The sequence below is a fragment of the uncultured Castellaniella sp. genome (assembly GCF_937988725.1).
In the GTDB taxonomy this organism is placed as follows: Bacteria; Pseudomonadota; Gammaproteobacteria; order Burkholderiales; family Burkholderiaceae_B; genus Castellaniella.
Map to the genome: position 1 here is coordinate 340,502 of NZ_CALKHS010000010.1, position 25,565 is coordinate 366,066.

Here is a 25,565-nt window from a genome sequence, read left to right on the forward strand (position 1 = left end):
GGCGGGCGCAAAGCGCATCCGCGCTACAGGATCCGCATCGAATAGTCCACGGCCTTGATGTCCTTGGTCAGGCTGCCGATGGAAATGCGGTCCACTCCGGTCTGGGCGATAGCCCGCACGGTGTCGTGCGTGATGCCGCCGGAGGCTTCCAGCACCGCGCGCCCCCGGGTCAGCTCGACCGCGGCGCGCAGATCGTCCAGCGAGAAATTGTCCAGCAGGATGGACACCGCTCCGGCGTCCAGCGCCTGGCGCAGTTCATCCAGGTTCTCGACCTCGATCTGCACGGGGACGTCGTAGGGCAGGGCCTGGGCCGCCTTCAGCGCGGGCCCGATGCCCCCGGCGGCGGCGATGTGGTTTTCCTTGATCAGCACGCCATCGTAGAGCGCCAGCCGCTGGTTCTTGCCGCCGCCGACCCGGACCGCGTATTTCTGCCCCAGGCGCAGGCCCGGCAAGGTCTTGCGGGTGTCCAGGATGGCCGCCCGGGTTCCGCTGGCCAGGTCCGCGTAGCGGCGGGTGGCGGTGGCCACTCCCGAGAACAGCTGCAGGAAGTTCAGCGCCGTGCGCTCCGCCGTCAGCAGCGCGCGGGCGGGGCCGTGCAGCCGGCAGACGACGGAATCCGGTTCCATCCAGTCGCCTTCCGCATACGCCCAGTCCACCAGGATCCGGTCGTCGACCCGATGCATCACGGCCTCGAACCAGGGGGCGCCGCACAGCACGGCGGATTCCCGCACGACGACGCGGGCGGCCTCGACCTGTTGATCGGGAATCAGCAGGCCCGTGACGTCGCCCGTGCCGATGTCTTCAGCCAGGGCCTGATCGATATGGGCGTCGAAGGCGGTCTGCAGGGCAGGGGAGAACGGCGCGTGAGGATTGCGCAGGGTGGAAGGCGGATGGCTGCTCATGCGGGGCCGACCTTGGCGAACAGCGTCTGTTCCCGGGCCAGATCGGCGCCGGGGTGCACCTGGCGGCGGCGCGCGGCCGCGAAATCGAGCATCCGGTCGATGCCGACCTTGGCCCGGCGGCCCAGGTCGGGATCCAGATGGACTTCGTTGCCGCCGAATTCCAGGGCGTCGGCGATCCCCTTCAGGGAATTCATGGCCATCCAGGGGCAGTGGGCGCAGCTTTTGCAGGTGGCCGATTCGCCCGCGGTGGGGGCGGCGATGAAGGTCTTGCCGGGCGCGGCCAGCCGCATCTTGTGCAGCAGCCCCTGGTCGGTGGCGACGATGAAGGTCGTGGCCGGGAATTCGGTGGCGGCCGCCAGCAGGCGCGACGTGGAGCCGACGATGTCGGCCTGGGCCACCACGGAAGCCGGGGATTCGGGGTGCGCCAGGACCAGGGCGCCGGGATGTTCCTTGCGCATGAGATCGAGCTCGATGCCCTTGAATTCGTCGTGCACGGTGCACGAGCCCTGCCACAGGACCATGTCGGCGCCGGTCTGGCGCTGGATGTACGACCCCAGATGGCGGTCCGGCGCCCAGAGGATCTTCTTTCCCTGGCGGTGCAGGTCGGCGACGATGTCCAGGCCGATCGAGGACGTCACCATCCAGTCCGCCTGAGCCTTGACCGCCGCGCTGGTGTTCGCATACACGACGACGGTGCGGTCGGGATGCCGCGCCCGGAACTGGGCGAAGGCCGCCGGATCGCAGCCCAGGTCCAGCGAACAGGTCGCGTCCAGATCGGGCATCAGAATGCGTTTTTCGGGGCTGAGGATCTTCGCGGTCTCGCCCATGAAGCGCACGCCCGACACGACCAGGGTCCGCGCCGCGTGATCGCGCCCGAAACGGGCCATTTCCAGCGAATCCGACACGCAGCCGCCGGTTTCCTCGGCCAGATCCTGGATGTCGGCATCCACGTAATAGTGCGCCACCAGCACGGCGTCGCGCTGCGCCAGCAGGGTGCGGATGCGGGCTTTCTGGAATTCACGTTCTTCGGCGGAGACGGGCGGGTTGACCCGAGCCCAGGCTTCCGCCGGGCTGAGAGTCCCCTTGACCATATCCGGGCGATCGAATTCAACGATTCGGGTACCTGAGGGCATGATGAATGGAAGCTTGAAAAAGACGGGGTGAACCTGAGGATGATACGACAAAGCGATAGCGCATGCCGGTAATGTCCTTATGACCGCCCGGCCGGCGCTCGCCGGCCCCGCGAGCCATGTCCTCGCGAGCGTATCAAGGACTAGGGATTTCCCCAAGGTAGTGTCTATACTGGTGAAAGCAAACCGAATACGGATTCGCCATGACACCTTTCAAGCTGGAACAGTCTCCTGTCTTGTACTTTGCGGATTTCGTCCTGTATCCGGCGGCCATCATCATCGGAGCAGGGGTGCTGCTGTGGCAGGGCGCGGGCCCCGTCTGGGCCCTGCTGCTGGCGGCGGCCCTGGGCTTCCTGTCCTGGAGCCTGATCGAGTACGGCCTGCATCGCTTCGTGCTGCATGGCCTGCAGCCCTTCAAGCGCTGGCACGAGGAACATCACCAGCGCCCCTTCGCCCTGATCGGCACCTCCACGCTGGTCAGCCTGTCCATGCTGGGCCTGCTGGTCCTCTGGCCCCTGTCCGCGATCCTGGGGCGCTGGATCGGCCTGTCGGCCACCCTGGGGGTCGGCGCGGGTTATCTGCTCTACGTTCTGGTTCATCACGCCACGCACCACTGGAAAGCCGCTCCAGGGTCCTGGATGCACGCGCGCAAGCGCGACCATGCGCTGCACCACCGGCCCGGCGCCCACGGCTGGTACGGGGTGACGACATCGTTCTGGGATCGGGTATTCTTGACCGACCGGAACCGCTGATCCTTTTTCGACAGACCTTCCGACCACATTGACCAGGAGCCCGCCTCATGTCCGATTCGTTGATGCTGTATACCGATTCCAACTTCATCAGTCCTTATGCCATGTCGGTATTCGTCGCGCTGGCGGAAAAGGGCGCGCCCTTCGAGATGACGCCGGTCGACCTGGGCCGGGGCGATCAACGGGCGCCCGGCTACGTCGAGCTTTCCCTGACCGGCAAGGTGCCCGCCCTGGTCCAGGGAGACTTCGCCCTGGCGGAATCATCGGCCATCATCGAATACGTGGACGAGGCCTTCCAGGGCCCCGCGCTGTATCCGCGCGATGCGCGCCAGCGCGCCCGCGCCCGCCAGATCCAGGCCTGGGTGCGCACGGATCTGGCCGCGCTGCGCCAGGAGCGCTCGTCCGATATCCTGTTCAGCCGGCCGTCCCAGCCGCTGCCGCCCCTGACGCCCGCCGCGTCGCAGGCGGCGGAAAAGCTCCTGTCGGTCGCCGGACGGCTGGTGCCGCCGACCGGCAAGCATCTGTTCGGCGCCTGGTGCATCGCCGATTTCGAGCTTGCCTTCATGCTGAACCGGCTGGTGTCGGGCGGCGATTCCGTGCCCCGGCGCCTGGTGGATTATGTCCACGAGCAGTGGGGCCGGTCCTCGGTCCAGCGCTGGGTCGGTTTCCACGAACGGCAACAGGCCTGATCGGCGCCGCCCGCCGCGCGGATCAGGAGGGCGCATGGCGCGCACAGGCGCATGCGTCCCTACGAAAGGTATATTGTTTTAGATATCAATAATAAGAATATTTCATCTCTAAAAGTATATTTTTCCGCCTTTTTGTCCATACACTATTCAGCAGTCCAAGAACGCACGCCGACGGCATGCCGGGGCCTCGGTCCCTTCCGCATCATCCGCGCCGCTGCCCGATAACGATCCAGGAGACTGCATGAAATACCATCACCACGAATACGTGTCCCGCGATCCGCGGATACAGGACCCGGCGGGGACCGGCATCGATCGGCCGGACGATCCGCCCGACGAGGTCGACGTGCTGATCGTCGGAGCGGGGCCGGCGGGCATGATCGCCGCCGCCCAGTTGTCGCAGTTCTCCGGCGTCACCACGCGCATCGTCGACCGCAGGGCTTCCCGCCTGGAAGTCGGGCTGGCCGACGGCATGCAGAAGCGCAGCCTGGAAACCTTCGATGCCTTCGGCTTCGCCGAATCGCTGATGGCGGAAGCCTGCCATGTGACGGAAACGGCCTTCTGGAAGCCCGACCCGGCGTCTCCGGAAAACATCCACCGCGTCTCCCGCCTGGACGAGGACCCCAACAAGGTCAGCGAATATCCGCACCTGACGGTCAATCACGCCCGCGTGCTGGATTATTTCGCCGAGTTCATGGCGCATGCGCCCACCCGGATGAAGCCGGATTACGGCCTGGAGTTCCAGGGATTGACCATCGCGCCGTCGGGCGATCATCCGGTGGAGGTCAAGCTGACATACAGCGCGGGCCCGAAAGCAGGGCAGGAGCGCACGATCCGCGCCAAATACGTGATCGGCTCGGATGGCGCCCACAGCGGCGTGCGCAAGGCGCTGGGATGGCGGCTGCAGGGGGAATCCGCCAATCACGCCTGGGGCGTGATGGACATTCTCGCGGACACGGATTTCCCGGACGTCCGCGTGAAATGCGCCATCCAGTCCGAATCCCACGGCAATATTCTGCTCATCCCGCGCGAGGGCGGGTTCCTGTTCCGCCTGTATGTCGATCTGGGGGACGTGCTGGCCGGCGACCAGGGCGCGATTCGCCGCACCCCCGTCGAGCAGACCATCGCCCGGGCGCAGCGGATCTTTCATCCCTACCGCCTGGACGTCCGCCACGTGGCTTGGTATAGCGTCTACGAAGTTGGACACAGGCTGTGCGAGCGTTTCGACGACGTGCCGCAGGACCAGGCCGGACGCCGGACTCCCCGGGTATTCATCGCCGGCGACGCGGCCCACACCCACAGCGCCAAGGCCGGGCAGGGGACCAATGCCTCCATGCAGGACGGCTTCAACCTGGGCTGGAAGCTGGGCCACGTCCTGGAGGGCAGAAGCCCGGAGGCGCTGCTGGCGACCTATTCGGCCGAACGGCAGAAGATCGGGCAGGACCTGATCGATCAGGACAAGCACTGGGCCGCCCAGATGGCCAAGGCTCCGGAGGATTTCGCCAGCCAGGCCGAGTTCGAGGAAGCCTATCTGCGGATCAACGAGTTCGCGCAGGGTTTCATGACCCGGTACGAGCCCTCCATGATCACCGCGACGGCGCAAGACCAGGCCCTGGCCACGGGATTCCCCATCGGCAAGCGCTTCTGGTCGGCCGAGGTGATGCGGGTCGCGGACGCCAATCGCCGCCATCTGGGCCACGAAGCCAAGGCCGATGGGCGCTGGCGCCTGTACGTCTTCGCCGATGGCGCGCCCCCGGGCGAGGATTCGCCGACGGCCGCGCTGGGACGCTGGCTGGCGGAATCGCCCGAATCGCCGATCCAGCGGTTCACGCCGGCGGGGGCGGACGAAAACGCCCGGTTCGACATCAAGGTCATCTATCAGCAGAACCACGCGCAGATCGACATCGGTCGGGTTCCGGCCGCTTTCACGCCCCGCATGGGCCCCTATCGCCTGGCGGATTATGAAAATATCTACGCGGCGCTGCCGGACACTGATATCTTCGATCTGCGCGGAATCGACCGGCGCGGCGCGCTGATCGTCGTGCGCCCCGATCAGTACGTCGCCAACGTGCTTCCCCTGACCGCGACGGATCGCCTGGCGGCGTTCATTCGGACCATCGCTTTACCTCAACGTTAAAACCAGAAAACAGGAGAGAGACCATGAAATTCGGCATGAAGCTGGGAGCCGTCGCGCTATCCATGAGCGCGGCGCTGAGCGTCGGCGCGGCCCAGGCGAAAGACCTCACGGTGGGCCTGGTCCTGTCGGTGTCGGGTCCGTTCGCGGACTACGGCCGGCAGATCCAGAACGGCATCCATCTGTACATGGCGGAACACGGCGACACGGTGGCGGGCCGCAAGATCAAACTGATCGTCAAGGACGACACCGGCATCGCGCCGGCGGTGGCCAAGCGCCAGGCGCAGGAGCTGTTGATCAAGGACAAGGTCGACATCCTGGCCGGATTCGATCTGACGCCGAATGCCTTTTCCGTCGCGCCGCTGGCCACCGAGGCCAAGGTGCCGATGATCGTCATGAACGCGGCCACCTCGTCCATCACCGAAAAGTCGCCCTACATCGCCCGCGTGTCGATGACGCTGCCGCAAAGCTCCTGGGCCATGGCCCAGTGGGCCTACAAGAACGGCATTCACTCGGCCTACATCCTGGTGGCGGATTACGGCCCCGGCCACGATGCCCAGGAACAGTTCAAGAAGACGTTCACGGGGCTGGGCGGCAAGATCATGGGCGAAGTCCGCACGCCGGTCAGCACGGCGGATTACTCGCCCTTCCTGCAGCGCGTGAAAGACACCAAGCCGGCTGCGCTGTTCTTCTTCGTGCCGCCGGGCAGCTCCATGGTCTCGCTGGTGAAGAACTTCCGGGAACTGGGGCTGGACAAGCTGGGCATCAAAGCCATGGGGCCGGGCGACATGACGGATGAAAACTCCTTGCCGGCGCTGGGCGACGCCGCCCTGGGCATGATCACGGCCTTCCATTATTCGGCCGCCCACGATTCGCCGCAAAACAAGGCTTTCGTGGCCGCCTACGCCAAGAGCTTCCCGGGCGACGCCCCGAATTTCATGTCCATCGGCGGCTACGACGGCATGCAGCTGATCTACAAGGCTCTGGAAAAGACGAAGGGAGACGCCGGCGGCGATGCCTTCATGGCGGCGGTCAAGGGCATGAAATGGGAAAGCCCGCGCGGTCCGGTGGAAATCGATCCCGATACCCGCGACATCATCCAGGATGAATACATCCGCAAGCTGGAGCGCGTCGACGGCAAACTGCAGAACGTCGAATTCGATACGTTCAAGGCGGTGAAGGACCCGGGGAAGCAGGGCTGATGCGCTCACAGGCGCTCCATCCGGGAACGCGCGCGGGCAGGGCGGGCCATGGGATCTGACTGGACCGACCGCGTCCGCCTGCGCCATCTGCGCTTTCTGCTCAGCCTGGCGCGGACGCGCAACCTGAGCCATTCGGCCTCGGCCCTGCACACCACGCAGCCCGCCTTGTCCAAATGGCTCAAGGACCTGGAAGCCGACATCGGTCTGACGCTGTTCGACCGGCACGCCCGCGGCCTGACGCCCACGCCGCACGGCCAGGCCCTGATCGATCACGCCAGGCGGATCGAGGCGCAGCTGGATCGCGCCGCGGCCGACATGAAGATCCTCAGCGAAGGCGGAGCAGGGCACGTGGCGCTGGGCGCGTCCGGCGTGGCCGCCACGGAAGCCGGGCCCCTGTCGGTGCTGGAAATGACGGCCCGCATGCCGGGCCTGCGGATCGACCTGGTGGAAGGATCCATGGATCTGCTGCTGGGACAGCTCGCCCAGGGGGACCTGGACATCGTGCTGGGCCGGACGGTCGACGTGCCCGAAGACCTTCCGTCCTTCAATACCGAAGTCCTGTACACCGAGCCTGTCGATCTGGTGGTGCAATGCCGGCATCCGCTGCTGAGCCAACCCCGGCTGGACTGGGCCGACGTCCTGCGCTATCAGTGGATCGTCTGGCCCAAGGGCTCGCCGATCCGCAAGGCGGTGGAAGACGCGCTGGCCGTGGCCGGCTATCGGATGCCCGCCAACTACATCGAGTCCAATTCCGTCATCGCCAACGTCACCTTGCTCAACAACAGCGAAGTCATCGGCGTGGCGTCCCATCGGTCCGCGCTGATCCTGTCGGGCATGAACATGCTGCGCATCCTGCCGCTCGCGCTGCAAGGGACCGGCTCGGTGTCGCTGTACTGGCGCAGGAACGAACGCCTGCCGAAATCGGTGGAGCAGGCGCTGGATTGCATCCGCTGGGTGATCGGCCACGGCAAGGGGAAGGCCTGAATCCGCGCCCGGAGCCGGCCTGACGGCCGCACGCGATCCGTAGAAGATCTGGTACGGACTTGATCTTGATCAACCACAATTTGTGGTGCTAATTGCCATTAATGGCACAATATATGGTGTAATTATCCTTGAATCTTGACCCTCGCCACGGGAACACGAATGAAGCGGATAGACACCATCACAGGGCTCGAGCCCCAGGCCATTTCCACCGAAGTGCTGCAGGAAAAATACGCCAAGGGCGGCGAGACCACGATCGGCGAAATCCAGCGGCGCGTGGCACGCGCCCTGGCCGCCGTGGAATCGCCGCGCAAAAGGGCGCGCTTCGAGGCCCTGTTCCTGGATGCCCAGCAACGCGGCTTCATCCCCGCCGGGCGCATCAACTCGGCGGCCGGCACGGAACTTTCCGCCACGCTCATCAATTGCTTCGTCCAGCCCGTGGGCGATTCGATATCGGACCCCATCGATGGGCTGCCCGGAATCTACGACGCCTTGCAAAAGGCTGCGGAAACCATGCGCCGCGGGGGCGGGGTAGGGTATAACTTCAGCCATATCCGGCCGGCGGGCGCCAAGGTCCGGGGCACGGCATCCAAGGCCTCGGGGCCGGTGTCCTATATGCGCGTATTCGACCGGTCCTGCGAAACCGTGGAATCGGCCGGCGCGCGGCGTGGCGCGCAGATGGCGGTGCTGGATGTGACGCACCCCGATATCGAAGCCTTCGTCAGCGCCAAACAGACGGCTGGCGAACTCACCAATTTCAACGTCTCCGTCAGCGTGACGGATGAATTCATGCAGGCGGTCGAAGATGATGCCGTCTTCAGCCTGACCCATCGCGCCGAGCCCGCCGACGAGCTCAAGGCCCGGGGGGCGCGCCAGCGCGAGGACGGCTTTTGGGTCTACCGGGACATTCGTGCCCGTGCGCTGTGGGACCAGATCATGCAATCCACCTTCGATTTCGCCGAACCCGGGGTGCTGTTCCACGACCAGATCAATCGCGAAAACAATCTTCACTACCTGGAAACCCTGGAAGCTACAAACCCGTGCGGCGAGCAACCTCTGCCAGGCTACGGTTGCTGCTGCCTGGGGTCGATCGACCTGACGCGCTTCGTGCGCAACCCGTTTGGCACGCAGGCCGAAGCCACGGTCGACTGGGAGAGTCTTGCCGAAGTGGCCGGGGTCGCCATCCGCATGCTGGACAACACCCTGGATGCCACCGTCTGGCCATTGCCCGAACAGGCTGCCGAAGCCGCGAAAAAGCGTCGCGTGGGGCTGGGGATCACAGGCCTTGGCGACGCGCTCATCATGCTGGGGCTGGCCTACGATAGCGACGCGGCGCGGGCCATGGCCGGCCGCTTCGCGCGTGAAGTCGCCCACGCGGCCTATCGCGCCTCGGTCGCCCTGGCCAAAGAAAAAGGCGCGTTCCCCGGGTTCGACGCACAGGGCTATCTGGACAGCGGATTTGCCCGGCGTCTGCCGCAGGACATCCGCGAATCCATCGCGCAGCACGGCATCCGCAACAGCCACCTGACCTCGATCGCGCCGACAGGCACCATTTCCCTGGCGTTTGCCGACAATGCCTCGAACGGCATCGAGCCGCCGTTTTCCTGGACCTATACCCGCACCAAACGCATGGAGGACGGCACCCGTCAGGATTACCTGGTCGAGGACCATGCCTACCGGCTCTTCCGGCTGATGGGCGGCGACGCGCAGGGACCGCTTCCAGCCTATTTCCGCACCGCGCTGGAAATCTCCGCCCGCGACCATGCCCTGATGGTGGCCGCAGTCAAGGACTACGTCGATGCGGCGATCTCCAAGACCGTCAATGTGGCCGCCGACTATCCCTACGAGGACTTCAAGGACCTGTACATGCAGGCTTGGAAGCTCGGTTTGAAAGGCATCACCACCTACCGGCCCAGTGGCAAACGCGGCGCGGTGCTGTCGGTCACGCCGGCGCCGGAACCGGCGAAGGAACCGGCGCAGCCGGCGGCGATCTCGCTGTCCGAGGCCGACCGGCGCCTGGTGCTCAAACGCGCCATCGAGCCCGTGCTCAACAGCCTGCGCTGGCCCAATCGTCCGCAACTGCCGCGCGGGGCGTCCTGCTGGACATCGGACACCATCGAAACCCAGGAAGGCAGCTTTGTCGTCTTCGTTTCCGACCTGCAGAATCGTCCTTTCGAGATCTGGGTCAATGGTGCCCGCCCGCCACGCGGCCTGGCGGCGGTCGCAAAGATGCTCAGCCTGGATATGTACACCAGTGATTTCCCGTGGCTTTCCCGCAAGCTCCAGGTGCTGGCTCGCACCAACAACGGCGCGGAGGTCCGGATCACGGATCCGGAGACCGGCGAGCCACTGCGGCTGCCGTCCGCCGTGGCGGCCCTGGCGCGGCTGGTGGCCTTTCGCCATCAAAGCCTGGGCATCGCCGAAACCGAGGACGAACCTTCGGCCATGACGCAGGCGCTCATTGCGCCGCGCGAACCCAAAACCGGCACCGATGGCACCATGGGCTGGATCTGCGATCTGTTCAACCCGGTGACGGGCGACGATTTCGTGCTGATGGTGAAGGAACTGCATCTGCCCAATGGCATGACGCGGCCATATTCGGTCTGGGGCGCCGGCAAGTTCCCGCGCGCCTTTGAAGGCCTGTTCAAGCTGCTCAGCCTGGACATGCGCATCGTCGATCCCGCCTGGATCGCCATGAAGCTGCGCAAGCTCATGACCTATGCCGAGCCGCAGGGCGATTTCCTGGCCCGCGAACCGGGCAGCGACAAATCACGCGCCTTCCCATCCACCGAAGCCTATATCGCCCGCCTGCTCATCCACCGTTATTCGATGCTGGGCATTCTGGATGAAAACGGCGAACCCATCGAAACAATGGGGGTGGTGCAGGCCGAACCTGCGGATGCCGGTCGCAAGACGCCGGCGCTTGCGGAGGACGCGGTCGCACACGGCGCGGAATGCCCGGAATGCCATCTGCGCAGCCTTATCCGGAAAGATGGCTGCCGGTTCTGCACGAATTGCGGTTATCTGGGCATGTGCGGGTAAAGGCCGCTCATCCGTAAGGATCGGCGACAATCTGGCAGCGGCACGACCTTCTGGCGGACGAGGCGGATAATGGCGAACGACAATCAGCATCGCGGCCTGACCGCCGACACGGCGAATCATCGGCTGCGCCTCGAAGGCTTCAATGAATTGCCTCAGGCAGGCAGGCGTTCGGCCTTCCGGGTCGTCATCGAAGTCTTGCGAGAACCCATGCTCGCGCTGCTGCTGGCCGGCGGTATCGCCTATCTGCTGCTTGGCGACCATACCGAAGCCGTTGTCCTGCTTGTATTTGCAAGCCTCTCGATTGCTATTACCGCAGTCCAGGAAATCCGGACCGAGCGTGTACTCGAATCGTTGCGCAACCTGTCCTCGCCGCGCGCGCTCGTCGTGCGCGATGGCGAACGCGTCCGTATCGCCGGACGCGAGGTTGTGCGGGACGATCTGCTCGTCCTGGAGCAGGGCGACCGAGTCGCCGCCGACGCAGTGCTGGTCGAAGCGACCGATCTGCAGGCTGATGAATCGCTGCTGACGGGAGAGTCCCTGCCGGTGGGCAAGACAGTGGCTTGCGCGGCTGCCGGCCACGACGAACACCCTGACAGACCGCGTCCCGGCGGCGAAGATCTGCCCTATGTCTATTCCGGTTCGCTGGTCGTGCGCGGCAGCGGGATCGCTCGCGTCCTGGCGACCGGCGCGCGTACCGAGATCGGGAAGATTGGCGAGTCGCTCGTCAATCTCGATACCGAAGCGCCTCGCCTGCGACGCGAAACGACCCGGGTCGTTACCTGGTGCGCGATCGGAGGAATGCTGGTCGCGCTGATGGTCGTGCTTCTTTATGGATTGCTGCGCGGCGCCTGGCTAGAGGCGATGCTGGCGGGGATCGCCATCGGCATGTCGATGCTGCCTGAAGAGTTCCCGGTGGTGCTGACGGTATTCATGGCGATAGGCGCCTGGCGGATAGGCAAGGTTGGCGTGCTGACTCGGCGCGCGGCGGCCATCGAAACGCTGGGATCGGCAACGGTGCTGTGCACAGACAAGACCGGCACCCTGACCGAAAATCGCATGGTGCTTGCGGAAGTCTGGCTGCCGTCGGGCGAGAAGCCAGCCCTGGACGGCATGGCGCCCGTCTCGGACGCATGCCGCGAGTTGCTCGAAACAGCGGCTCTGGCCAGCGCCGTCGAGCCCAGCGATCCGATGGAAATCGCATTGCACAGCGCATATGGCGCCAGCACGGGGATGGGCGCGATCCAGGGCAGGCCGATCCACACCTATGGGCTGCGCCCCGATCTCCTGGCGATGTCCAACGTCTGGGACCGTCGCGGAACCTTGAAGATCTGCGCCAAAGGCGCGCCCGAGGCGATTGCGGGCTTGTGCCGCCTGTCACCCGAAGCAAGAACGCGACTGATGGCTGCGGTCGAGGAAATGGCCACGCGCGGCATCCGTGTGCTGGCGGTCGCGACGGCCACGGCTCCTGATCTCGATTGGGCCGAATCCCAGAGCGGCTATGCGTATACGCTGCTTGGCCTGGTCGGACTGAGCGATCCCCTGCGTGCCACCGTGCCTGGCGCCATCGCCGAATGCCGGCAAGCCGGCATTCGCGTCGTGATGATCACGGGCGACCATGCGGCAACGGCGCGATCCATCGCCATGCAGGCGGGCATCCCCGACGGCGAGGTATTGACCGGCGCCGATCTCGAAAAGCTGGACGACGACCAGCTTGCGCAAAGCATGAAAACCGTCACAGTCTTCGCGCGAATCATGCCGGAACAGAAATTGCGCATTGTTCAGGCGTTCAAGGCCCAGGGCGAAGTTGTCGCTATGACCGGCGATGGCGTCAATGACGCGCCGTCGCTCAAGGCGGCGCATATCGGTGTCGCCATGGGCGGGCGCGGGACCGACGTCGCGCGCGAAGCATCTGCCATGGTCCTGCTGGACGACGATTTCGGATCCATCGTCAAGTCCGTCCGCTTGGGCCGGCGGATCTACGACAATATGCGCAAATCCATCGCGTTCATTTTCGCCGTCCATGTGCCGATCGCCGGTCTGGCGCTTTTACCGCTGTCTTTCGGCTTTCCCATCCTTCTGGGGCCGATTCATATCGCTTTGCTTGAAATGGTGATCGACCCGGTCTGTTCGCTCGTATTCGAGGCGGAGCGCGCGGAAGCCGACGTCATGAAACGCCCGCCGCGCGACCCGGCCGCCCGCATGTTCTCGATCCCGATGGTTGCCTGGAGCCTCCTGCAAGGCGGCATCGCCTTTGCCATGCTGGCTGCTGTCTTCTTTGCCAAGACATGGTCCGAAATGCCGGAAGCCGAAGTGCGCGCCTTGATCTTTTTTGCGCTGATCGCCCAGATCGTGGCGCTGATCCTGGTCAACCGCACATTCTCGGCATCGCTGGGCGACGCCTTCACCCGCAAGAACACCGCGTTGGCTTATGTCGCCATGGCGTTGGCGGGCGTCACCGCGCTGATCCTGTACCTGCCTGCGGCGCAGGGACTATTGGGCTTCGGCCTGGTGTCCGGGGAAGACATGCTGCTGGCCGCCAGTCTGGGCGCCGGGCTGCTGCTGATACTGGAAGGCAGCAAACCCCTGATCCGGAAAGTCTCGCTGAAGTCCAGATACATGGCGCGCGCATAGCGGGGGAGGCGGGGAAGGGCGGACGGCGACGGGCTCGCCAAGTGTCTTGTATTTGCTTGACCATCGTCAATATGGCCGCTGGAGATCGGCATACGCTTTGAACTGGATGGCATGAAAGCCTGTTCCCACTACAGAATGAGGTGTCGCATGACTCGTCGATCCACCATGAAAGCGCTTGTCTATCAAGGTCCCGGCAAGATCTCCTGGAAAAAGGTTCCGGTTCCCGGCCTGATGCAGCCGACCGATGTGATCGTCAAGGTCACGAGGACCACGATCTGCGGGACGGACCTGCACATTCTCAAGGGCGATGTGCCAGCCGTCACCGCCGGCAGAATCCTGGGCCACGAAGGCGTCGGAATCGTCGAGGAAGTCGGCGGCGCCGTCCGCGATTTCAAGAAAAACGACCACGTGCTGATTTCGTGCATCACCTCGTGCGGAAAGTGCGAATACTGTAAAAAACAGATGTACGCCCACTGCGAGGACGGTGGCTGGATACTGGGACATCTGATCGATGGAACTCAGGCGGAATACGTGCGAATCCCGCATGCGGACAACAGCCTGCACCATGTTCCGGACGATGTGGACGAGGATGCGCTGGTCATGCTCAGCGACATCTTTCCCACCGGATTTGAAATAGGCGTTCTCTATGGCGCCGTGAAGCCGGGGGATGTGGTTGCCATCGTCGGAGCGGGGCCCATCGGCATGGCCACGCTCCTGACGGCCCGGTTCTATTCCCCCGGCAAGATCATCATGGTGGATACGGATCCGTCCCGTTTGGAGCATGCCCGAAAACTCGGGGCGACGGACCTCGTGAACGCGGCCGACGACAACGCCATCGAGCAGATCCTGGCCCACACCAAGGACGGTGTCGACGTGGCCATCGAAGCAGTCGGCATTCCGCAGACTTTCGGTATCTGCCAGCGCATCGTCAAGCCCGGCGGGCATATTGCAAACATCGGGGTCCATGGAAAAAGCGTCGACCTGGAACTTCAGAATCTCTGGATCAAAAACATCACATTGACCACGGGCCTGGTCAATACGAACACCACGCCGATGCTGCTCAGGACCGTCATGGCCAAGAAACTGGTGCCCGAAAACCTGATCACGCATCGCTTCAGTTTCGCGCAAATCATGAAAGCCTACGAAGTCTTCGGCAACGCAGCGGAGGAAAATGCGTTGAAAGTTATCATCAGCGACGGCCATTGAACCGCAAGGCAAGCAACCCGCCGCGCCGGATGCCGGGCCTGGGGGGTGAATCAGAGATGCCGCCCGGCGTCTCTTTCCATTATTTTACATAATACACATTATGCGAATTAAAGGCCGGATCGAAGCAGCGAAACTCCAGCCATTTCCCAGCCCGGGAACAGCTCCCGGAATCCCCCCTTGATCGACCGCGACCGCCGAACGGATCAAGGTAAGATGCTAAGTCTCCCCGTCTTTCCGCGAACACCGTCCATCGCCATGCGCATGAATCCCTCGACCCTGATCGGCATCGTCGCCAGCATTCTGCTGCTGGCCGTCGTGCTGGTGTTTTCCGCCGAAGACCCGCAACTGTTCATCGACTTGCCGGGACTGGGCATCGTGCTGCTGGGCACGGCGGCGGCAACCTTCATCGCCTATCCGCTGCGCGAGGTCATGCGCATCTTCGGCCTGATCCGCAGCGTCGTGCATCACGAACAGCTGCACGTCGAACGCGACCTCGAAGATCTGGTCCGGGTTTCCAAGATCTGGATGCAGAGCGACATCCGGGCCGTCGAACAGGCGCTGGAAAAGGTCTCCAACCCCTTCCTGCGCAGCGGCGTCCAGCTGGTCATCGACAATGTCCCCGAGCCGGACATCATGGATCTGCTGCAGTGGCGCATCGCCCGTATGAAAGCCAAGGAACACGCCGAAGCGCAGCTTTTCCGCGTCATGGCGGGCTTCGCTCCGGCCTTCGGCATGGTCGGCACGCTGGTGGGCCTGGTCAATCTGCTGTTCCTGCTGGGCGACGGCGACATCACGGCCATCGGGCGGCAGATGGCGCTGGCCCTGATGACCACGTTCTACGGGGTGCTGCTGGCCAATCTGTTGTTCAAGCCCATCGCCGTCAAGCTCGAGCGCCGCACGGAACAGCGGCTGGTGCTGATGAACACCATCATGCAGGGCATTTCCATGATGAGCCAGAAACGCAGTCCCGCCCTGATGCGCGAGACGCTCAAGGCCTTCGTGGCCGACGTGCGTGACGAGATCAAGGACAGCGAGGCCGCGCCTCGCGCGGAACAGGCCGCCTCATGAGATCCGGTCCGCTCGAATTGCAGCCCGCGCGCGAATTCGTGCAGCACATGCACGAGCTCGAAGCGGAACTCCAGCGGGCCCGCCAGGCCCAGCGCCGCCTGAAGGCGGACCCGGACGCGCCGTCGCGCTGGGGGCTGGAAACCCGGGCGCCGGCCCAGCAGGAAGAAGGCTGGTTCCTGACCTATCTGGACATGATGACCCTGCTGCTGGTCGCCATGATCGTCATGTTGGCGTTTTCGGGCGGCATGATGCGACGCGGCCAGGAGGCCGCCGCAAAGCTCCAGCCTCATCCGCCGCTTGTCGCGCAGGCGGCGTCCGGCGCGGGCGCTCCGCCTGCGGTTCCCGCCGCCGCGCCGGCCTCGGACGACATTCCGGCTCCGGACCTCGCATCTCCATACCCTGCGGCGCCTGCCGGCGACTTCGAACAATCCGCCTATCCGTCCGACACGATGGCGGCCCTGGCTTCCGCCTATCCGACTCCGGCGGACCTGGCCCCCAGGAAGGCCCCTGACGAAGCGAAGCCCGCGCCGGCAGCCCCTGCCGCGGCGCCACAAGGGAACGCCGGCGCGGCGCCGCCCTCTCCGGCAGCGCCGGAAGCAGCGGCTGCGACGGCAGCTTCGGCCCCGGCGTCGCCTGAACCGGCGCCCCCTGCTCCCGCCCCGGCAGCCGCGCCTGCGGCGCAGGAAGCCGCTCCCGCCGCGCCGCCCGCACCGGCGGCCCCGGCGCAGGAACCCCCGCCCCCCGCCAACAAGGCCGCCAATGCGCAATCGGAAGGCCAGTCGCTGGCGGCCGCCCTGCCCCTGGACGAGCTGGGCAGCGAAGTCGAGGTCATCGTCAACAAGCGCTCCGTCAGCCTGCGGATCAACAGCGAAATCCTCTTCGGCACGGGCCAGGCCGACCTGAGCACGCACGGATTGGCCGTGCTCAGGCGCATGGCGACGGTCCTGGCCAAGGGCGGCTACGACATCATGGTCGAAGGGCACACGGACTCCGTGCCCGTGCGCAACAACGGCCGCTATCCGTCCAACTGGGAACTGTCCAGCGCCCGCGCGGGCAGCGTGGTGCGCTATTTCCAGGCCAACGGCATCGGCAAGGCGCACCTGAAGGCGGTCGGCTACGCCGACACCCGGCCGCTCGCCAGCAATCAGGATCCGGACGGCCGCGCCCGCAACCGCCGGGTGGAACTGGTGATCGAAAAACCCGAGGCGCGGCCCGTCAAGACGCCCGGGCAAGCCGCGCCGGCAGGCACGCCGCCCGCAGCGCCAAGCCGTTAATATTCCACCGGCCTGATCCCGGCGCCCGAAGGCGGAACGCCGGCATCAGTCCTTGGAAAAGGCTTTCCCCTGGAAGTCGACCGTGACCAGGTTGCCATCCAGGGCCCCCATGCCCGGCGCGTTCAGGGGCATGCCGGGGGCCGCGACCCCGGACACGGAGGCGTCGGCCAGCAGCTTGCGCACGACGGAGGCCGGGACATGGCCTTCCACGATCTGGCCGCTGGAATCGATCCGGGCCGTATGGCAGGACGCCAGGTTCATGGGCACGCCCAGGCGGGACTTGACCGCCGCCATGTCGGCCGATGGGACCTCGCGCACCTCGAAGCCTTCGGCGCGCATGTGCTCGGCCCAGCCATGACAGCAGCCGCAATTGGGATCCTGATAGACCGTGATGGCTTCGCCCGCCGCCATGGCGTTCAGGCTCAGGCCCAGCGAGCCGGCGGCCAGCAGCCCGGCCAGTGCAAATGATTTCATGCGCATGCTTCCGTGTAATGAATGGCGTCTGCTTGGACGCGGCAGACCGGCTTTGGTTCCGCTCGCCCGCCCTCTAGGTCTGCTCGAAGCGGTCATAGCGGCGTTCGGTGCGGACTTCTTCATGCTGCACCGCCGTCACGCGGGCGGCGGGCGGCCCCTGCAGCAGCCAGGACAGCATCTGATCGACGGCCCCGTGGGGCCCTTGCAGCAGCGCCTCGACGCGGCCATCCGGCAGATTGCGGACCCAGCCGCCCAGTTTCAGGCTGTGCGCCTGACGCACGGCGGCGGCTCGGAACCCGACGCCCTGAACCTTGCCTTGAATGAAGACGGACAGGGTTTCGACCGTATCGGTGGGATTCAGCGGTTTCATGAGTGACAGGGGGGCTTCTGGAACACGGATGCTTCTGGAACGTGCCAGTATCCCATACTTGGCGCCCGTCCCGCCCCGCCCTCGCCGCGGCGGCGGCCATCCGAAGCACTCGGCCCGGATTTCCTTGTTTCCAGACGGGTTTTTGTCGAAACCGGTCATATCGACATAGCCCATCCGTCGTTCCGTTCGGCCGCCTCCCCTGCCTAGAATGGCGTCATTGCCTGCCGGGCCGCCCGGCGGCGCCACCGACCCACTCGAGGCCTTCATGAGCAACACTCCGTCGTCCATCCGTCAACACACCGTCGTGATCATCGGCGCCGGCACCGGCGGAGCCGCCGTCGCCGCCCGGCTGCGCCGCAATCAGTCCGACCTGGACATCGCCGTCATCGAACCCTCCAGCCATCACGATTACCAACCGGCCTGGACCCTGGTGGGCGGCGGCGCCTATCGGGCCGAGGACACGCGCCGCAATCTGCACGACTGCCTGCCCGACGGCGTGCGCCACATCGCCCAGCGCGTGGCCCGCCTGCTGCCCGACGAGCGTCTGGTCGAACTGGACGACGGCGGCCGCGTCGCCTACGACTATCTGGTGGTGGCCGCGGGCATCCAGATCAACTGGGACGCCATCGACGGACTGGCGGAATCTCTGGGCAAGAACGGCGTCACCAGCAATTACCGCTACGATCTGGCCCCCTACACCTGGGAACTGGTGCGCCAGTTCCAGGGCGGCACGGCCATCTTCACGCAGCCCGCCGGCGCGGTGAAATGCCCCGGCGCTCCGCAAAAGGCGCTGTATCTGGCCGCCGACCACTTCCGCCGCCAGGGGGTCAAGCCGGCCAGCCTGCAATTCCGCTCGGGCGGCGCCTCGGTGTTCGGCATCCCCTTCTACGCCCAGGCCCTGGACAAGGTCATGGCATCCTACGGCGCAGAGCCGCATTACAGCCAGACGCTGGTGCAGGTGCGCGGCGAAGACCGCATCGCCGTCTTCGAATCGGTGGTGGATGGCCAGGCCGTGCGCGAGGAAGTGGCCTACGACATCCTGCACGTGGTACCGCCGCAGGGCGCCCCCGACTTCATCCGCCAAAGCCCCTTGGCCGACGCCAGCGGCTGGCTGGAAGTCGACAAGCACACCCTGCGCCACCCCCGCTACCCGAACGTCTTCGGCCTGGGGGACTGCACCTCGACCCCCAACAGCAAGACGGCGGCCGCCATCAAGAGCCAGGCGCCGGTGCTGGTCAGCAATCTGCTCGGCGCGCTGCGCGGCGCCGGCAACGTGGAATCCTACGACGGCTACGCCGCCTGCCCCCTGACCACGTCGCGAGGCAAGGTCCTGCTGGCCGAATTCACCTACGGCGGCACCATCGCCCCCAGCCTGCCCCTGGATCCCCGCGTGCCCCGACGCTTCTATTGGTGGCTGAAGCGCTCCTTCCTGCCCTGGTTCTACTGGAACATCCTGATCAAGGGCCGCGGCCTGCCGGTCACGCACAAGTCCCGGACGTTCCCGGCCGGAGCGCCGTCGGTCCAGCCCTGAGGACCCGCAACCCGGGGGCGCCGCGACCGGCGCCCTTTTCTCGCGGCGTTGATGGTATCGTCTCTTCTGGCTTTCAGCCCGAGCCGCCCGGTCCGGGCGCGATCAATTCATTCTCACGCAGGGAGACCCCATGTCCGCATCCTCTCATCGTCTGGCTCTGGTGACCGGCGCTTCCGCCGGATTCGGACGGGCCATCGCCACGGCCCTGTGCCGGGACGGCTGGACGGTCATCGGGGCGGCCCGCCGGCAGGACCGCCTGCGGGAGATCCAGCGGGAACTGGGAACGGGCTTCCACCCTCTGGAACTGGACGTCACCTCGCCCGCCAGCATCGAGCGCGCGGCTGCGCAGGTGGAACAGGAATTCCCGGCCGGACTGGACCTGCTGGTCAACAACGCCGGGCTCGCGCTGGGGGTCAACCCGGCTCATCAGGCCGACGTGCAGGACTGGGAATCCATGATCCAGACCAACGTCATGGGCCTGAGCCGCATGGTCCATCGCTTCCTGCCCGGCATGGTGGCCCGCGACCGCGGCCACGTCGTGAACATCGGTTCCGTCGCCGGCAACTACGCCTATCCGGGCGGTAACGTCTATGGCGCCACCAAGGCGTTCGTCAAGCAGTTCAGCCTGGGCCTGAGGGCCGACCTGTACGGCACCCGGGTGCGGGTCACGAACATCGAACCCGGACTGGTCGGGGGCACGGAATTTTCCCAGGTGCGCCTGCACGGGGACCAGACCCGCGCCGCGGCCGTGTATGAAAATGTCGAAGCCCTGCAGCCCGAGGACGTCGCCGAGGCGGTCCTCTGGGCCGCCAGCCAGCCTGCGCGGGTCAATATCAACATCATCGAGATCATGCCGGTCGCGCAAAGCCTCGTCGGCACCCGGCTGTACCGGAAGCCGTGATGCGCCGTCTGGCTCCAGGCCAGATTGCCAGGCGCGGCATCAGCATTTACCCTTAAGCGCATCTGGCCCATCGCGATCGTTTGACGGCTCAAGCAATGGACATGCGGTTCTCAAGCCGTTCCGCCGCTTGGCGGGCCGTGCGCTGGTCCTAAAGCTTCACTGCATCTGGACCTAGTCTCCCCGGGCAACTATGGGCACCATGAATGAACGCATGGCATGCCGGATCGGGCCACCTGCCCGGCGCCCTGCCCATCAAAATCAAGGAGACTACTGTGAACCCATTGTTTCGCCCCATCCGCAAACTGGCGGCGCTCGGTATCCTGGCGGGTGCGCTGGGTCTGAGCGGCAGCGCGCTGGCAGCCACCAAAGTGGTCGTCGGCTATCAACAGATCGTCGGGCCCTTCGTCAGCGCCATCGCCGACGGTAGTTTCGACAAAGCCCTGAAGGAAGCCGGTTACGAGGTCGACTGGCGCCAGTTCAGTTCGGCCGGCGACATTTCCAGCGCCTTCGCGTCCCGCGACGTGCCCATCGGCGTCCTGGGTTCGACCGGCATCACGGCCGCCGTCACGCGCGGCGTCAACATGGAGCTCTTCTGGATCCTGGACAACATCGGCAAATCCGAAGCGCTGATCGCCCGCAACGGTTCCGGCATCGAAAAACCCAAGGACCTGGTGGGCAAGAAGGTCGGCGTGCCCTTCGTCTCGACGTCCCACTTCCACCTGCTGGTGGCGATGAACGACATCTGGCGGATCAAGGCGGGCGACGTGCAGATCCTGAACATGCAGCCGCCGCAGATCGTGGCCGCCTGGCAGCGCGGCGACATCGACGCGGCCTATGTCTGGCCGCCCGCACTGACCGAAATCGAGAAGACCGGCCACAAGATCACCGATTCCGAGGAAATCGGCAAGCAGAGCGTGCCCACCTTCGACGGGCTGGTGGCCGACAAGGATTGGGCCGCCAAGAACCCGAAGTTCATGGCCGCCTTCACGCAGGTCCTGGCCAAGGCCTACCAGGGTTTCGACGGCCGCAAAGGTTCTCTGACGGCGGACTCGCCTGAAATCAAGGGCATCGTCAAGATGATCGGCGGCGCTCCCGCCGACATCGCCAGCGCTCTGAACCTCCTGCTGTTCCCGGACGCCAAGGAACAGGCCTCGTCCACGTGGCTGGGCGGCGGCAAGGACTCGGGCGCCGTGAAGGCCCTGACCGCCAGCGCCGCGTTCCTGAAGGCGCAGCGCCAGATCAACGCTCCGCTGGGCGACTACGCGCCGTTCGTGAACGCCAGCTACGCCGAGGCCGCCGCCAAGGCCGGCCAGTAAGCGGCGGGCCGCCCGCAGAGGCGGCCCGACCCCCCATGGGGGCGGGCAGCCGCCCCCATCCGGAAGGCCCGCCATGCCCGGCGGAGTCCTCCGGGCAGTACAAGGAGACATCATCATGACAGCGCCGATGGGCAACCTCAGTATCCGCAATGCCAGCGTCACCTACCCGTCCCAGCGGTTCGGCGGCGCCGTCACTGCCTTGAAGAACGTCAACCTGGAAATCGCTCCCGGCGACTTCGTCGTCGCCCTGGGCGCGTCCGGCTGCGGCAAGACCACCCTGCTGAGCGTGCTGGCGGGTTTCCTGACGCCCACCGAGGGCGAGATCCTGCTGGGCGGCCAGCCGGTGCTGGGCCCCGGCTCGGATCGCGGCGTGGTCTTCCAGAAGCACGCGCTCCTGCCATGGCTCAACGTCATCGACAACACGGAATTCGGGCTCAAGCTGCAGGGCGTGCCCAAGGCCAAGCGCCATGAAGTCGCGGCCCGCAACCTGGAACTGGTTGGGCTGGCGGATTTCCACAAGCACATGATCTATCAGCTGTCGGGCGGCATGCAGCAGCGCGTGGGCATCGCCCGGGCGTTGACCTGCAACCCCGCCATGCTGCTGATGGACGAACCCATGGCGGCCCTGGACGCGCTCTCCCGCGAAACCATCCAGGAACTGCTGCTGGACGTCTGGGACCACACGCACAAGATGTTCTTCTTCATCACGCACAGCGTGGAAGAAGCCCTGTTCCTGGGTTCCAAGCTGGTCGTCATGTCCCCGCGCCCGGGGCGGATCACCAACACCTACGACCTGGATTTCAACAAGCGCTTCCTGGAAACCCGGAACGCGCGGGCCATCAAGTCCAGCCCCGATTTCATCAAGATGCGCGAAACCGTGCTGGACATCATTTACGGCGACGAACGCGAGGCGGGTGAGCCGGCAGAGTTCCAACATGTCTGAAGCCACCCGGAAGTCCATCCCACGGAGCCCCATCATGCTCTCATCCAACACGAAAAAGCGGCGTTCGGCGCAACCCGGCAAGGTCTACGGCGCGCCCGGCGCCGGCTACAGCGGCCACATCAGCACCATGACGGCGCTCTTCCTGATCGCGCTCTGGTTCCTGGTCACCGGCATGGGCTGGATCAAGCCGATCTTCCTGCCCTCGCCCATCGCCGTCTACGACAAGTTCATCGAGGCCGCGACCATCGGCGTGGCCAACTCCACGCTGGCCCAGCACACGATGGCCAGCCTGGGCCGCGTCATGGGCGCCTTCTTCCTGGCGCTGATCACTGCGGTTCCCATCGGGATCCTGATGGGCGTGAACCGGGTGATGCGCGGGCTCTTCGACCCGATCATCGAGTTCTACCGCCCCCTGCCGCCGCTGGCCTATCTGCCGCTGGTCATCATCTGGTTCGGCATCGGCGAATTCCCCAAGATCTTCCTGATCTTCCTGGCGATCTTCGCGCCGATGGCGATCGCCGCGCGCGCCGGCGTCAAGTCCGTGTCGATCGAACAGATCCACGCAGCCTACGCCATGGGCGGCAGCAGCCGGCAGATCATCTACCACGTCATCCTGAAGGCGGCCATGCCCGAGATCTTCACGGGCATGCGCATCGGCATCGGCGTGGGCTGGACGACCCTGGTGGCGGCCGAAATGGTGGCCTCCGCGCGCGGCCTGGGCTTCATGGTGCTCAACGCCGCCCAGTATCTGGCCAGCGACACGGTCATCATGGGCATCATCGTCATCGGCTTTTTCGCCCTGCTCTTCGACCTGCTGCTGCGCTATCTGGAGCGCGCTATGATTCCCTGGAAAGGGAAAGTCTAAAGGAAAGGTTCGCACGCATGTCAGAGATCGGCCCCGCCAGTTCGGTTCAATGGTCAGCGCTGTTCGAGCGCGTCAACGACTACAACCTCAGCCTGCAGGGCCGGATCCGCCAGATGCTGGTGTCCGCCATCCTCGGCGGGCACCTGCCGCCCGGCGCTCCGGTGCCCTCCAGCCGGGAACTGGGCCGCGCCCTGGGCGTGGCGCGCAACACCGTCGTGTTCGCCTACCAGCAGCTGGTGGTCGAGGGCTACCTGGAATCCCGCGAACGCAGCGGCCACTTCATCGCCCAGGACCTGCCGACCAGCCAGCCGCCGCCGCCCGCCGCGCCCCCCGCCCAGAACCAGACGGACTGGGACCGGCGCCTGGTCTTTCACCCATCCCGCCAGCGCAACATCATCAAGCCGGCCAATTGGCAAAGCGCGCGCTACCCGTTCATTTACGCGCAATTCGACGCCAAGCAGTTTCCCACGGCGGAATGGCGCGAGTGCTGCATGCGGGCGCTCTCCGTGCTGGACATCCGCGTCTGGGCGCCGGACCTGATCACCAACGACGACCAGACCCTGGTGGACGCGATCCGCAACCAGGTGCTGCCGCGCCGGGGGATCTGGGCCGAGGCCGACGAGATCGTCGTCACCGTGGGCGCCCAGCACGCGCTGTATCTGGTGGCCAATCTGCTGATCCACGCCCACACCGTGGTCGGCATCGAAGACCCCGGCTACCCCGATGCGCGCAACATCTTCGCCCAGCGCACGGAACGCCTGGTGCCCCTGCCCGTCGATGACGAAGGCCTGTGCCTGTCGCCCCTGCTGCAGCATTGCGACTACCTGTTCGTCACGCCCAGCCATCAATGCCCCACCAACGCGACGCTGTCCATGGAACGCCGCGTCGCGCTGCTGGAACTGGCCCGGCGCACCGACAGCATCCTGATCGAGGACGACTACGAGACCGAGAACAGCTACGACGGCCATCATTCCCCGGCGCTCAAGAGCCTCGACAAGCACGGCCGGGTGCTGTACATCGGCAGCCTCTCCAAGAGCTTCGCGCCCGGCCTGAGCCTGGGCTACATCGTGGCGCCCCGCGAACTGGTGGTGGAATTGCGCGCCCTGCGCCGGCTGATGCTGCGCCACCCGCCCGCGTACCTGCAGCGGGCCTTCGCCCTGTTCATCTCCCTGGGGCATTACCACGCTGTGCTGCGGCGCCTGTCGCTGGTCTACGCCGAGCGCGCCCAGGCGCTGCAAGCGGCCGTGGGCGAATTCCTGCCGCAGTTCCACGGCAAGCCCATCCACGGGGGATCGTCCTGGTGGGTGCAGGGTCCCGACGACATCGACACGGAACGCCTGGCCCGCGCGGCGCTGCAGGCGGGCATCGTCATCGAACCCGGCCACGTCTTCCATCACCACGTCCATTCCAGCGACCGCAGCCACATCCGGCTGGGCTTTTCCTGCATCGACAAGGACGCCATCCCCCAGGGCATCCGCGCCCTGTCCGACGTCCTGAGAACGATGAAATAAAAGCCGCCGAAGCCGCCGCATGCGGCGGCGCGGCATCCGCCACGGCGGTTGCCCGCCTGGAATTCAGGCTTGCGCCGGCAGATGGGGGCGCTGCTTGCGAAAGGCGTTCTTGCGGACGATCTTGCCGTCCTTGAAGACCAGCAGGTCCACCATATCGGCCTCGATGCGCGAGCCATCGGTGGTGGTGCCCGTGAAGGTCGACTCCATGACTCCGTTGTCGCCGCTGACCCAGCAGCGGGCGTTGCGCCAGGCCGCGTCGGGGATGATCTGCCAGGCGGCTTCGAAGGCCCTGCGCACGGCGGCCGTGCCTTCATGGCGCGCGCCGCAGGCCAGAGGGCCCGCCACGCCCTCGAAAACGCATTCCTCATGCATGAACGACATCAGGGCCTCGATGTCGTGGCGATTCCATGCCTCGCCGAAGGCTTCGATGATGCTTTGCAAGTCTTGCTGAGTCATGTCCGGTCTCCTGTCCATGCGCATCGGGGTCGCGCCGCAGGCGTTCCCCTGCCCGACAGACATACGGTAGGAGAGAGGGAACTCCAGGGTCTAGGACCAGAAGAGGAATTTCCATTGCGCCAGACGGCGCGGCCCCATCCTTTCGCTGCTCATACATGAAACTTCACGTTCCGATTTCAGAAATTTAGGTTGA

Annotated in this window: 21 protein-coding genes; 16 read left to right on the forward strand and 5 right to left on the reverse strand. The window is 65.5% G+C overall.

Going from position 1 to position 25,565, the window contains the following annotated elements:
* Positions 1–23: 23 nt before the first annotated feature.
* Together nadC and nadA are read right to left on the reverse strand one after the other, a co-directional pair.
* Complete coding sequence (gene nadC, locus Q0263_RS12020; RefSeq protein ID WP_298016278.1) at positions 24–902, reverse strand: carboxylating nicotinate-nucleotide diphosphorylase; 879 nt, start codon at positions 900–902, stop codon at positions 24–26.
* Positions 899–2,035, reverse strand: a complete 1,137-nt coding sequence (gene nadA / locus Q0263_RS12025; protein WP_298016280.1) for a quinolinate synthase NadA — start codon at positions 2,033–2,035, stop codon at positions 899–901. Before nadA ends, nadC begins: the two co-directional genes overlap by 4 nt.
* Positions 2,036–2,235: 200 nt before the next feature.
* On the opposite strand from nadA, the gene Q0263_RS12030 reads away from it, so the two are divergent.
* From Q0263_RS12030 to Q0263_RS12075, 10 genes are all read left to right on the forward strand, one after another.
* The gene (locus tag Q0263_RS12030) at positions 2,236–2,784 is read left to right on the forward strand and encodes a sterol desaturase family protein (RefSeq protein WP_298016282.1); all 549 of its coding nucleotides are present in this window, start codon (positions 2,236–2,238) and stop codon (positions 2,782–2,784) included.
* Positions 2,785–2,831: 47 nt separating this feature from the next.
* Entirely contained in the window at positions 2,832–3,470 is a 639-nt protein-coding gene (gene yfcF, locus Q0263_RS12035; RefSeq protein WP_298016284.1) for a glutathione transferase, read from the forward strand.
* A 241-nt stretch (positions 3,471–3,711) separates the two neighbouring features.
* Complete coding sequence (locus Q0263_RS12040; RefSeq protein ID WP_298016286.1) at positions 3,712–5,604, forward strand: FAD-dependent monooxygenase; 1,893 nt, start codon at positions 3,712–3,714, stop codon at positions 5,602–5,604.
* 23 nt (positions 5,605–5,627) lie between these two features.
* The gene (locus tag Q0263_RS12045) at positions 5,628–6,803 is read left to right on the forward strand and encodes an ABC transporter substrate-binding protein (RefSeq protein ID WP_298016288.1); all 1,176 of its coding nucleotides are present in this window, start codon (positions 5,628–5,630) and stop codon (positions 6,801–6,803) included.
* A 48-nt stretch (positions 6,804–6,851) separates the two neighbouring features.
* Positions 6,852–7,787, forward strand: a complete 936-nt coding sequence (locus Q0263_RS12050; RefSeq protein WP_298016290.1) for a LysR substrate-binding domain-containing protein — start codon at positions 6,852–6,854, stop codon at positions 7,785–7,787.
* 159 nt (positions 7,788–7,946) lie between these two features.
* On the forward strand, positions 7,947–10,826 hold the full coding sequence (locus Q0263_RS12055; RefSeq protein WP_298016291.1) for an adenosylcobalamin-dependent ribonucleoside-diphosphate reductase: 2,880 nt from the start codon (positions 7,947–7,949) through the stop codon (positions 10,824–10,826).
* A 69-nt stretch (positions 10,827–10,895) separates the two neighbouring features.
* Positions 10,896–13,457, forward strand: a complete 2,562-nt coding sequence (locus Q0263_RS12060) for a cation-translocating P-type ATPase (RefSeq protein ID WP_298016292.1) — start codon at positions 10,896–10,898, stop codon at positions 13,455–13,457.
* A gap of 165 nt (positions 13,458–13,622) precedes the next feature.
* The gene (locus tag Q0263_RS12065; RefSeq protein WP_298016293.1) at positions 13,623–14,663 is read left to right on the forward strand and encodes a zinc-dependent alcohol dehydrogenase family protein; all 1,041 of its coding nucleotides are present in this window, start codon (positions 13,623–13,625) and stop codon (positions 14,661–14,663) included.
* A gap of 261 nt (positions 14,664–14,924) precedes the next feature.
* Positions 14,925–15,731: a MotA/TolQ/ExbB proton channel family protein gene (locus tag Q0263_RS12070; protein WP_298016295.1), complete on the forward strand. Its 807-nt coding sequence runs from the start codon at positions 14,925–14,927 to the stop codon at positions 15,729–15,731.
* Positions 15,728–17,005, forward strand: coding sequence for an OmpA family protein (locus Q0263_RS12075; protein ID WP_298016297.1), 1,278 nt, complete (start codon positions 15,728–15,730; stop codon positions 17,003–17,005). Before Q0263_RS12070 ends, Q0263_RS12075 begins: the two co-directional genes overlap by 4 nt.
* 45 nt (positions 17,006–17,050) lie before the next feature.
* Here Q0263_RS12075 and Q0263_RS12080 read toward each other — a convergent pair whose 3' ends face one another.
* Entirely contained in the window at positions 17,051–17,479 is a 429-nt protein-coding gene (locus Q0263_RS12080; protein ID WP_298016299.1) for a DUF411 domain-containing protein, read from the reverse strand.
* 73 nt (positions 17,480–17,552) lie between these two features.
* Complete coding sequence (locus tag Q0263_RS12085; protein ID WP_298016301.1) at positions 17,553–17,849, reverse strand: acylphosphatase; 297 nt, start codon at positions 17,847–17,849, stop codon at positions 17,553–17,555.
* Positions 17,850–18,114: 265 nt separating this feature from the next.
* Between Q0263_RS12085 and Q0263_RS12090 the strand changes: the two genes are divergently transcribed.
* From Q0263_RS12090 to Q0263_RS12115, 6 genes are all read left to right on the forward strand, one after another.
* Positions 18,115–19,380 (forward strand): FAD/NAD(P)-binding oxidoreductase, encoded by a 1,266-nt coding sequence (locus tag Q0263_RS12090; RefSeq protein ID WP_298016303.1) that lies wholly within the window; start codon positions 18,115–18,117, stop codon positions 19,378–19,380.
* 130 nt (positions 19,381–19,510) lie between these two features.
* Positions 19,511–20,281, forward strand: a complete 771-nt coding sequence (locus Q0263_RS12095; protein ID WP_298016305.1) for an SDR family NAD(P)-dependent oxidoreductase — start codon at positions 19,511–19,513, stop codon at positions 20,279–20,281.
* 272 nt (positions 20,282–20,553) lie between these two features.
* Positions 20,554–21,597: a taurine ABC transporter substrate-binding protein gene (gene tauA, locus Q0263_RS12100; RefSeq protein ID WP_298016307.1), complete on the forward strand. Its 1,044-nt coding sequence runs from the start codon at positions 20,554–20,556 to the stop codon at positions 21,595–21,597.
* Between the two features lie 127 nt (positions 21,598–21,724).
* Positions 21,725–22,540, forward strand: a complete 816-nt coding sequence (locus Q0263_RS12105) for a taurine ABC transporter ATP-binding protein (RefSeq protein ID WP_298019054.1) — start codon at positions 21,725–21,727, stop codon at positions 22,538–22,540.
* Between the two features lie 34 nt (positions 22,541–22,574).
* Positions 22,575–23,405 (forward strand): ABC transporter permease subunit, encoded by an 831-nt coding sequence (locus Q0263_RS12110; RefSeq protein WP_298016309.1) that lies wholly within the window; start codon positions 22,575–22,577, stop codon positions 23,403–23,405.
* Between the two features lie 17 nt (positions 23,406–23,422).
* On the forward strand, positions 23,423–24,916 hold the full coding sequence (locus tag Q0263_RS12115) for a PLP-dependent aminotransferase family protein (protein ID WP_298016311.1): 1,494 nt from the start codon (positions 23,423–23,425) through the stop codon (positions 24,914–24,916).
* A gap of 63 nt (positions 24,917–24,979) precedes the next feature.
* Here Q0263_RS12115 and Q0263_RS12120 read toward each other — a convergent pair whose 3' ends face one another.
* Complete coding sequence (locus Q0263_RS12120; RefSeq protein ID WP_298016313.1) at positions 24,980–25,372, reverse strand: nuclear transport factor 2 family protein; 393 nt, start codon at positions 25,370–25,372, stop codon at positions 24,980–24,982.
* Positions 25,373–25,565 lie beyond the last annotated feature (193 nt).

Excerpts from the sequence above, each read along its gene's own strand:
- nadA (WP_298016280.1), bottom strand. The coding sequence starts at position 2,035 with ATGCCCTCAGGTACCCGAATCGTTGAATTCGATCGCCCGGATATGGTC.
- Q0263_RS12080 (WP_298016299.1), bottom strand. The coding sequence starts at position 17,479 with ATGAAATCATTTGCACTGGCCGGGCTGCTGGCCGCCGGCTCGCTGGGC.
- Q0263_RS12105 (WP_298019054.1), top strand. The coding sequence starts at position 21,725 with ATGGGCAACCTCAGTATCCGCAATGCCAGCGTCACCTACCCGTCCCAG.
- Q0263_RS12110 (WP_298016309.1), top strand. The coding sequence starts at position 22,575 with ATGCTCTCATCCAACACGAAAAAGCGGCGTTCGGCGCAACCCGGCAAG.
- Q0263_RS12065 (WP_298016293.1), top strand. The coding sequence starts at position 13,623 with ATGAAAGCGCTTGTCTATCAAGGTCCCGGCAAGATCTCCTGGAAAAAG.
- Q0263_RS12095 (WP_298016305.1), top strand. The coding sequence starts at position 19,511 with ATGTCCGCATCCTCTCATCGTCTGGCTCTGGTGACCGGCGCTTCCGCC.
- Q0263_RS12070 (WP_298016295.1), top strand. The coding sequence starts at position 14,925 with ATGAATCCCTCGACCCTGATCGGCATCGTCGCCAGCATTCTGCTGCTG.
- Q0263_RS12050 (WP_298016290.1), top strand. The coding sequence starts at position 6,852 with ATGGGATCTGACTGGACCGACCGCGTCCGCCTGCGCCATCTGCGCTTT.
- Q0263_RS12055 (WP_298016291.1), top strand. The coding sequence starts at position 7,947 with ATGAAGCGGATAGACACCATCACAGGGCTCGAGCCCCAGGCCATTTCC.
- nadC (WP_298016278.1), bottom strand. The coding sequence starts at position 902 with ATGAGCAGCCATCCGCCTTCCACCCTGCGCAATCCTCACGCGCCGTTC.
- Q0263_RS12045 (WP_298016288.1), top strand. The coding sequence starts at position 5,628 with ATGAAATTCGGCATGAAGCTGGGAGCCGTCGCGCTATCCATGAGCGCG.
- Q0263_RS12030 (WP_298016282.1), top strand. The coding sequence starts at position 2,236 with ATGACACCTTTCAAGCTGGAACAGTCTCCTGTCTTGTACTTTGCGGAT.
- Q0263_RS12060 (WP_298016292.1), top strand. The coding sequence starts at position 10,896 with ATGGCGAACGACAATCAGCATCGCGGCCTGACCGCCGACACGGCGAAT.
- Q0263_RS12120 (WP_298016313.1), bottom strand. The coding sequence starts at position 25,372 with ATGACTCAGCAAGACTTGCAAAGCATCATCGAAGCCTTCGGCGAGGCA.
- Q0263_RS12040 (WP_298016286.1), top strand. The coding sequence starts at position 3,712 with ATGAAATACCATCACCACGAATACGTGTCCCGCGATCCGCGGATACAG.
- yfcF (WP_298016284.1), top strand. The coding sequence starts at position 2,832 with ATGTCCGATTCGTTGATGCTGTATACCGATTCCAACTTCATCAGTCCT.
- Q0263_RS12085 (WP_298016301.1), bottom strand. The coding sequence starts at position 17,849 with ATGAAACCGCTGAATCCCACCGATACGGTCGAAACCCTGTCCGTCTTC.
- Q0263_RS12115 (WP_298016311.1), top strand. The coding sequence starts at position 23,423 with ATGTCAGAGATCGGCCCCGCCAGTTCGGTTCAATGGTCAGCGCTGTTC.
- Q0263_RS12075 (WP_298016297.1), top strand. The coding sequence starts at position 15,728 with ATGAGATCCGGTCCGCTCGAATTGCAGCCCGCGCGCGAATTCGTGCAG.
- Q0263_RS12090 (WP_298016303.1), top strand. The coding sequence starts at position 18,115 with ATGAGCAACACTCCGTCGTCCATCCGTCAACACACCGTCGTGATCATC.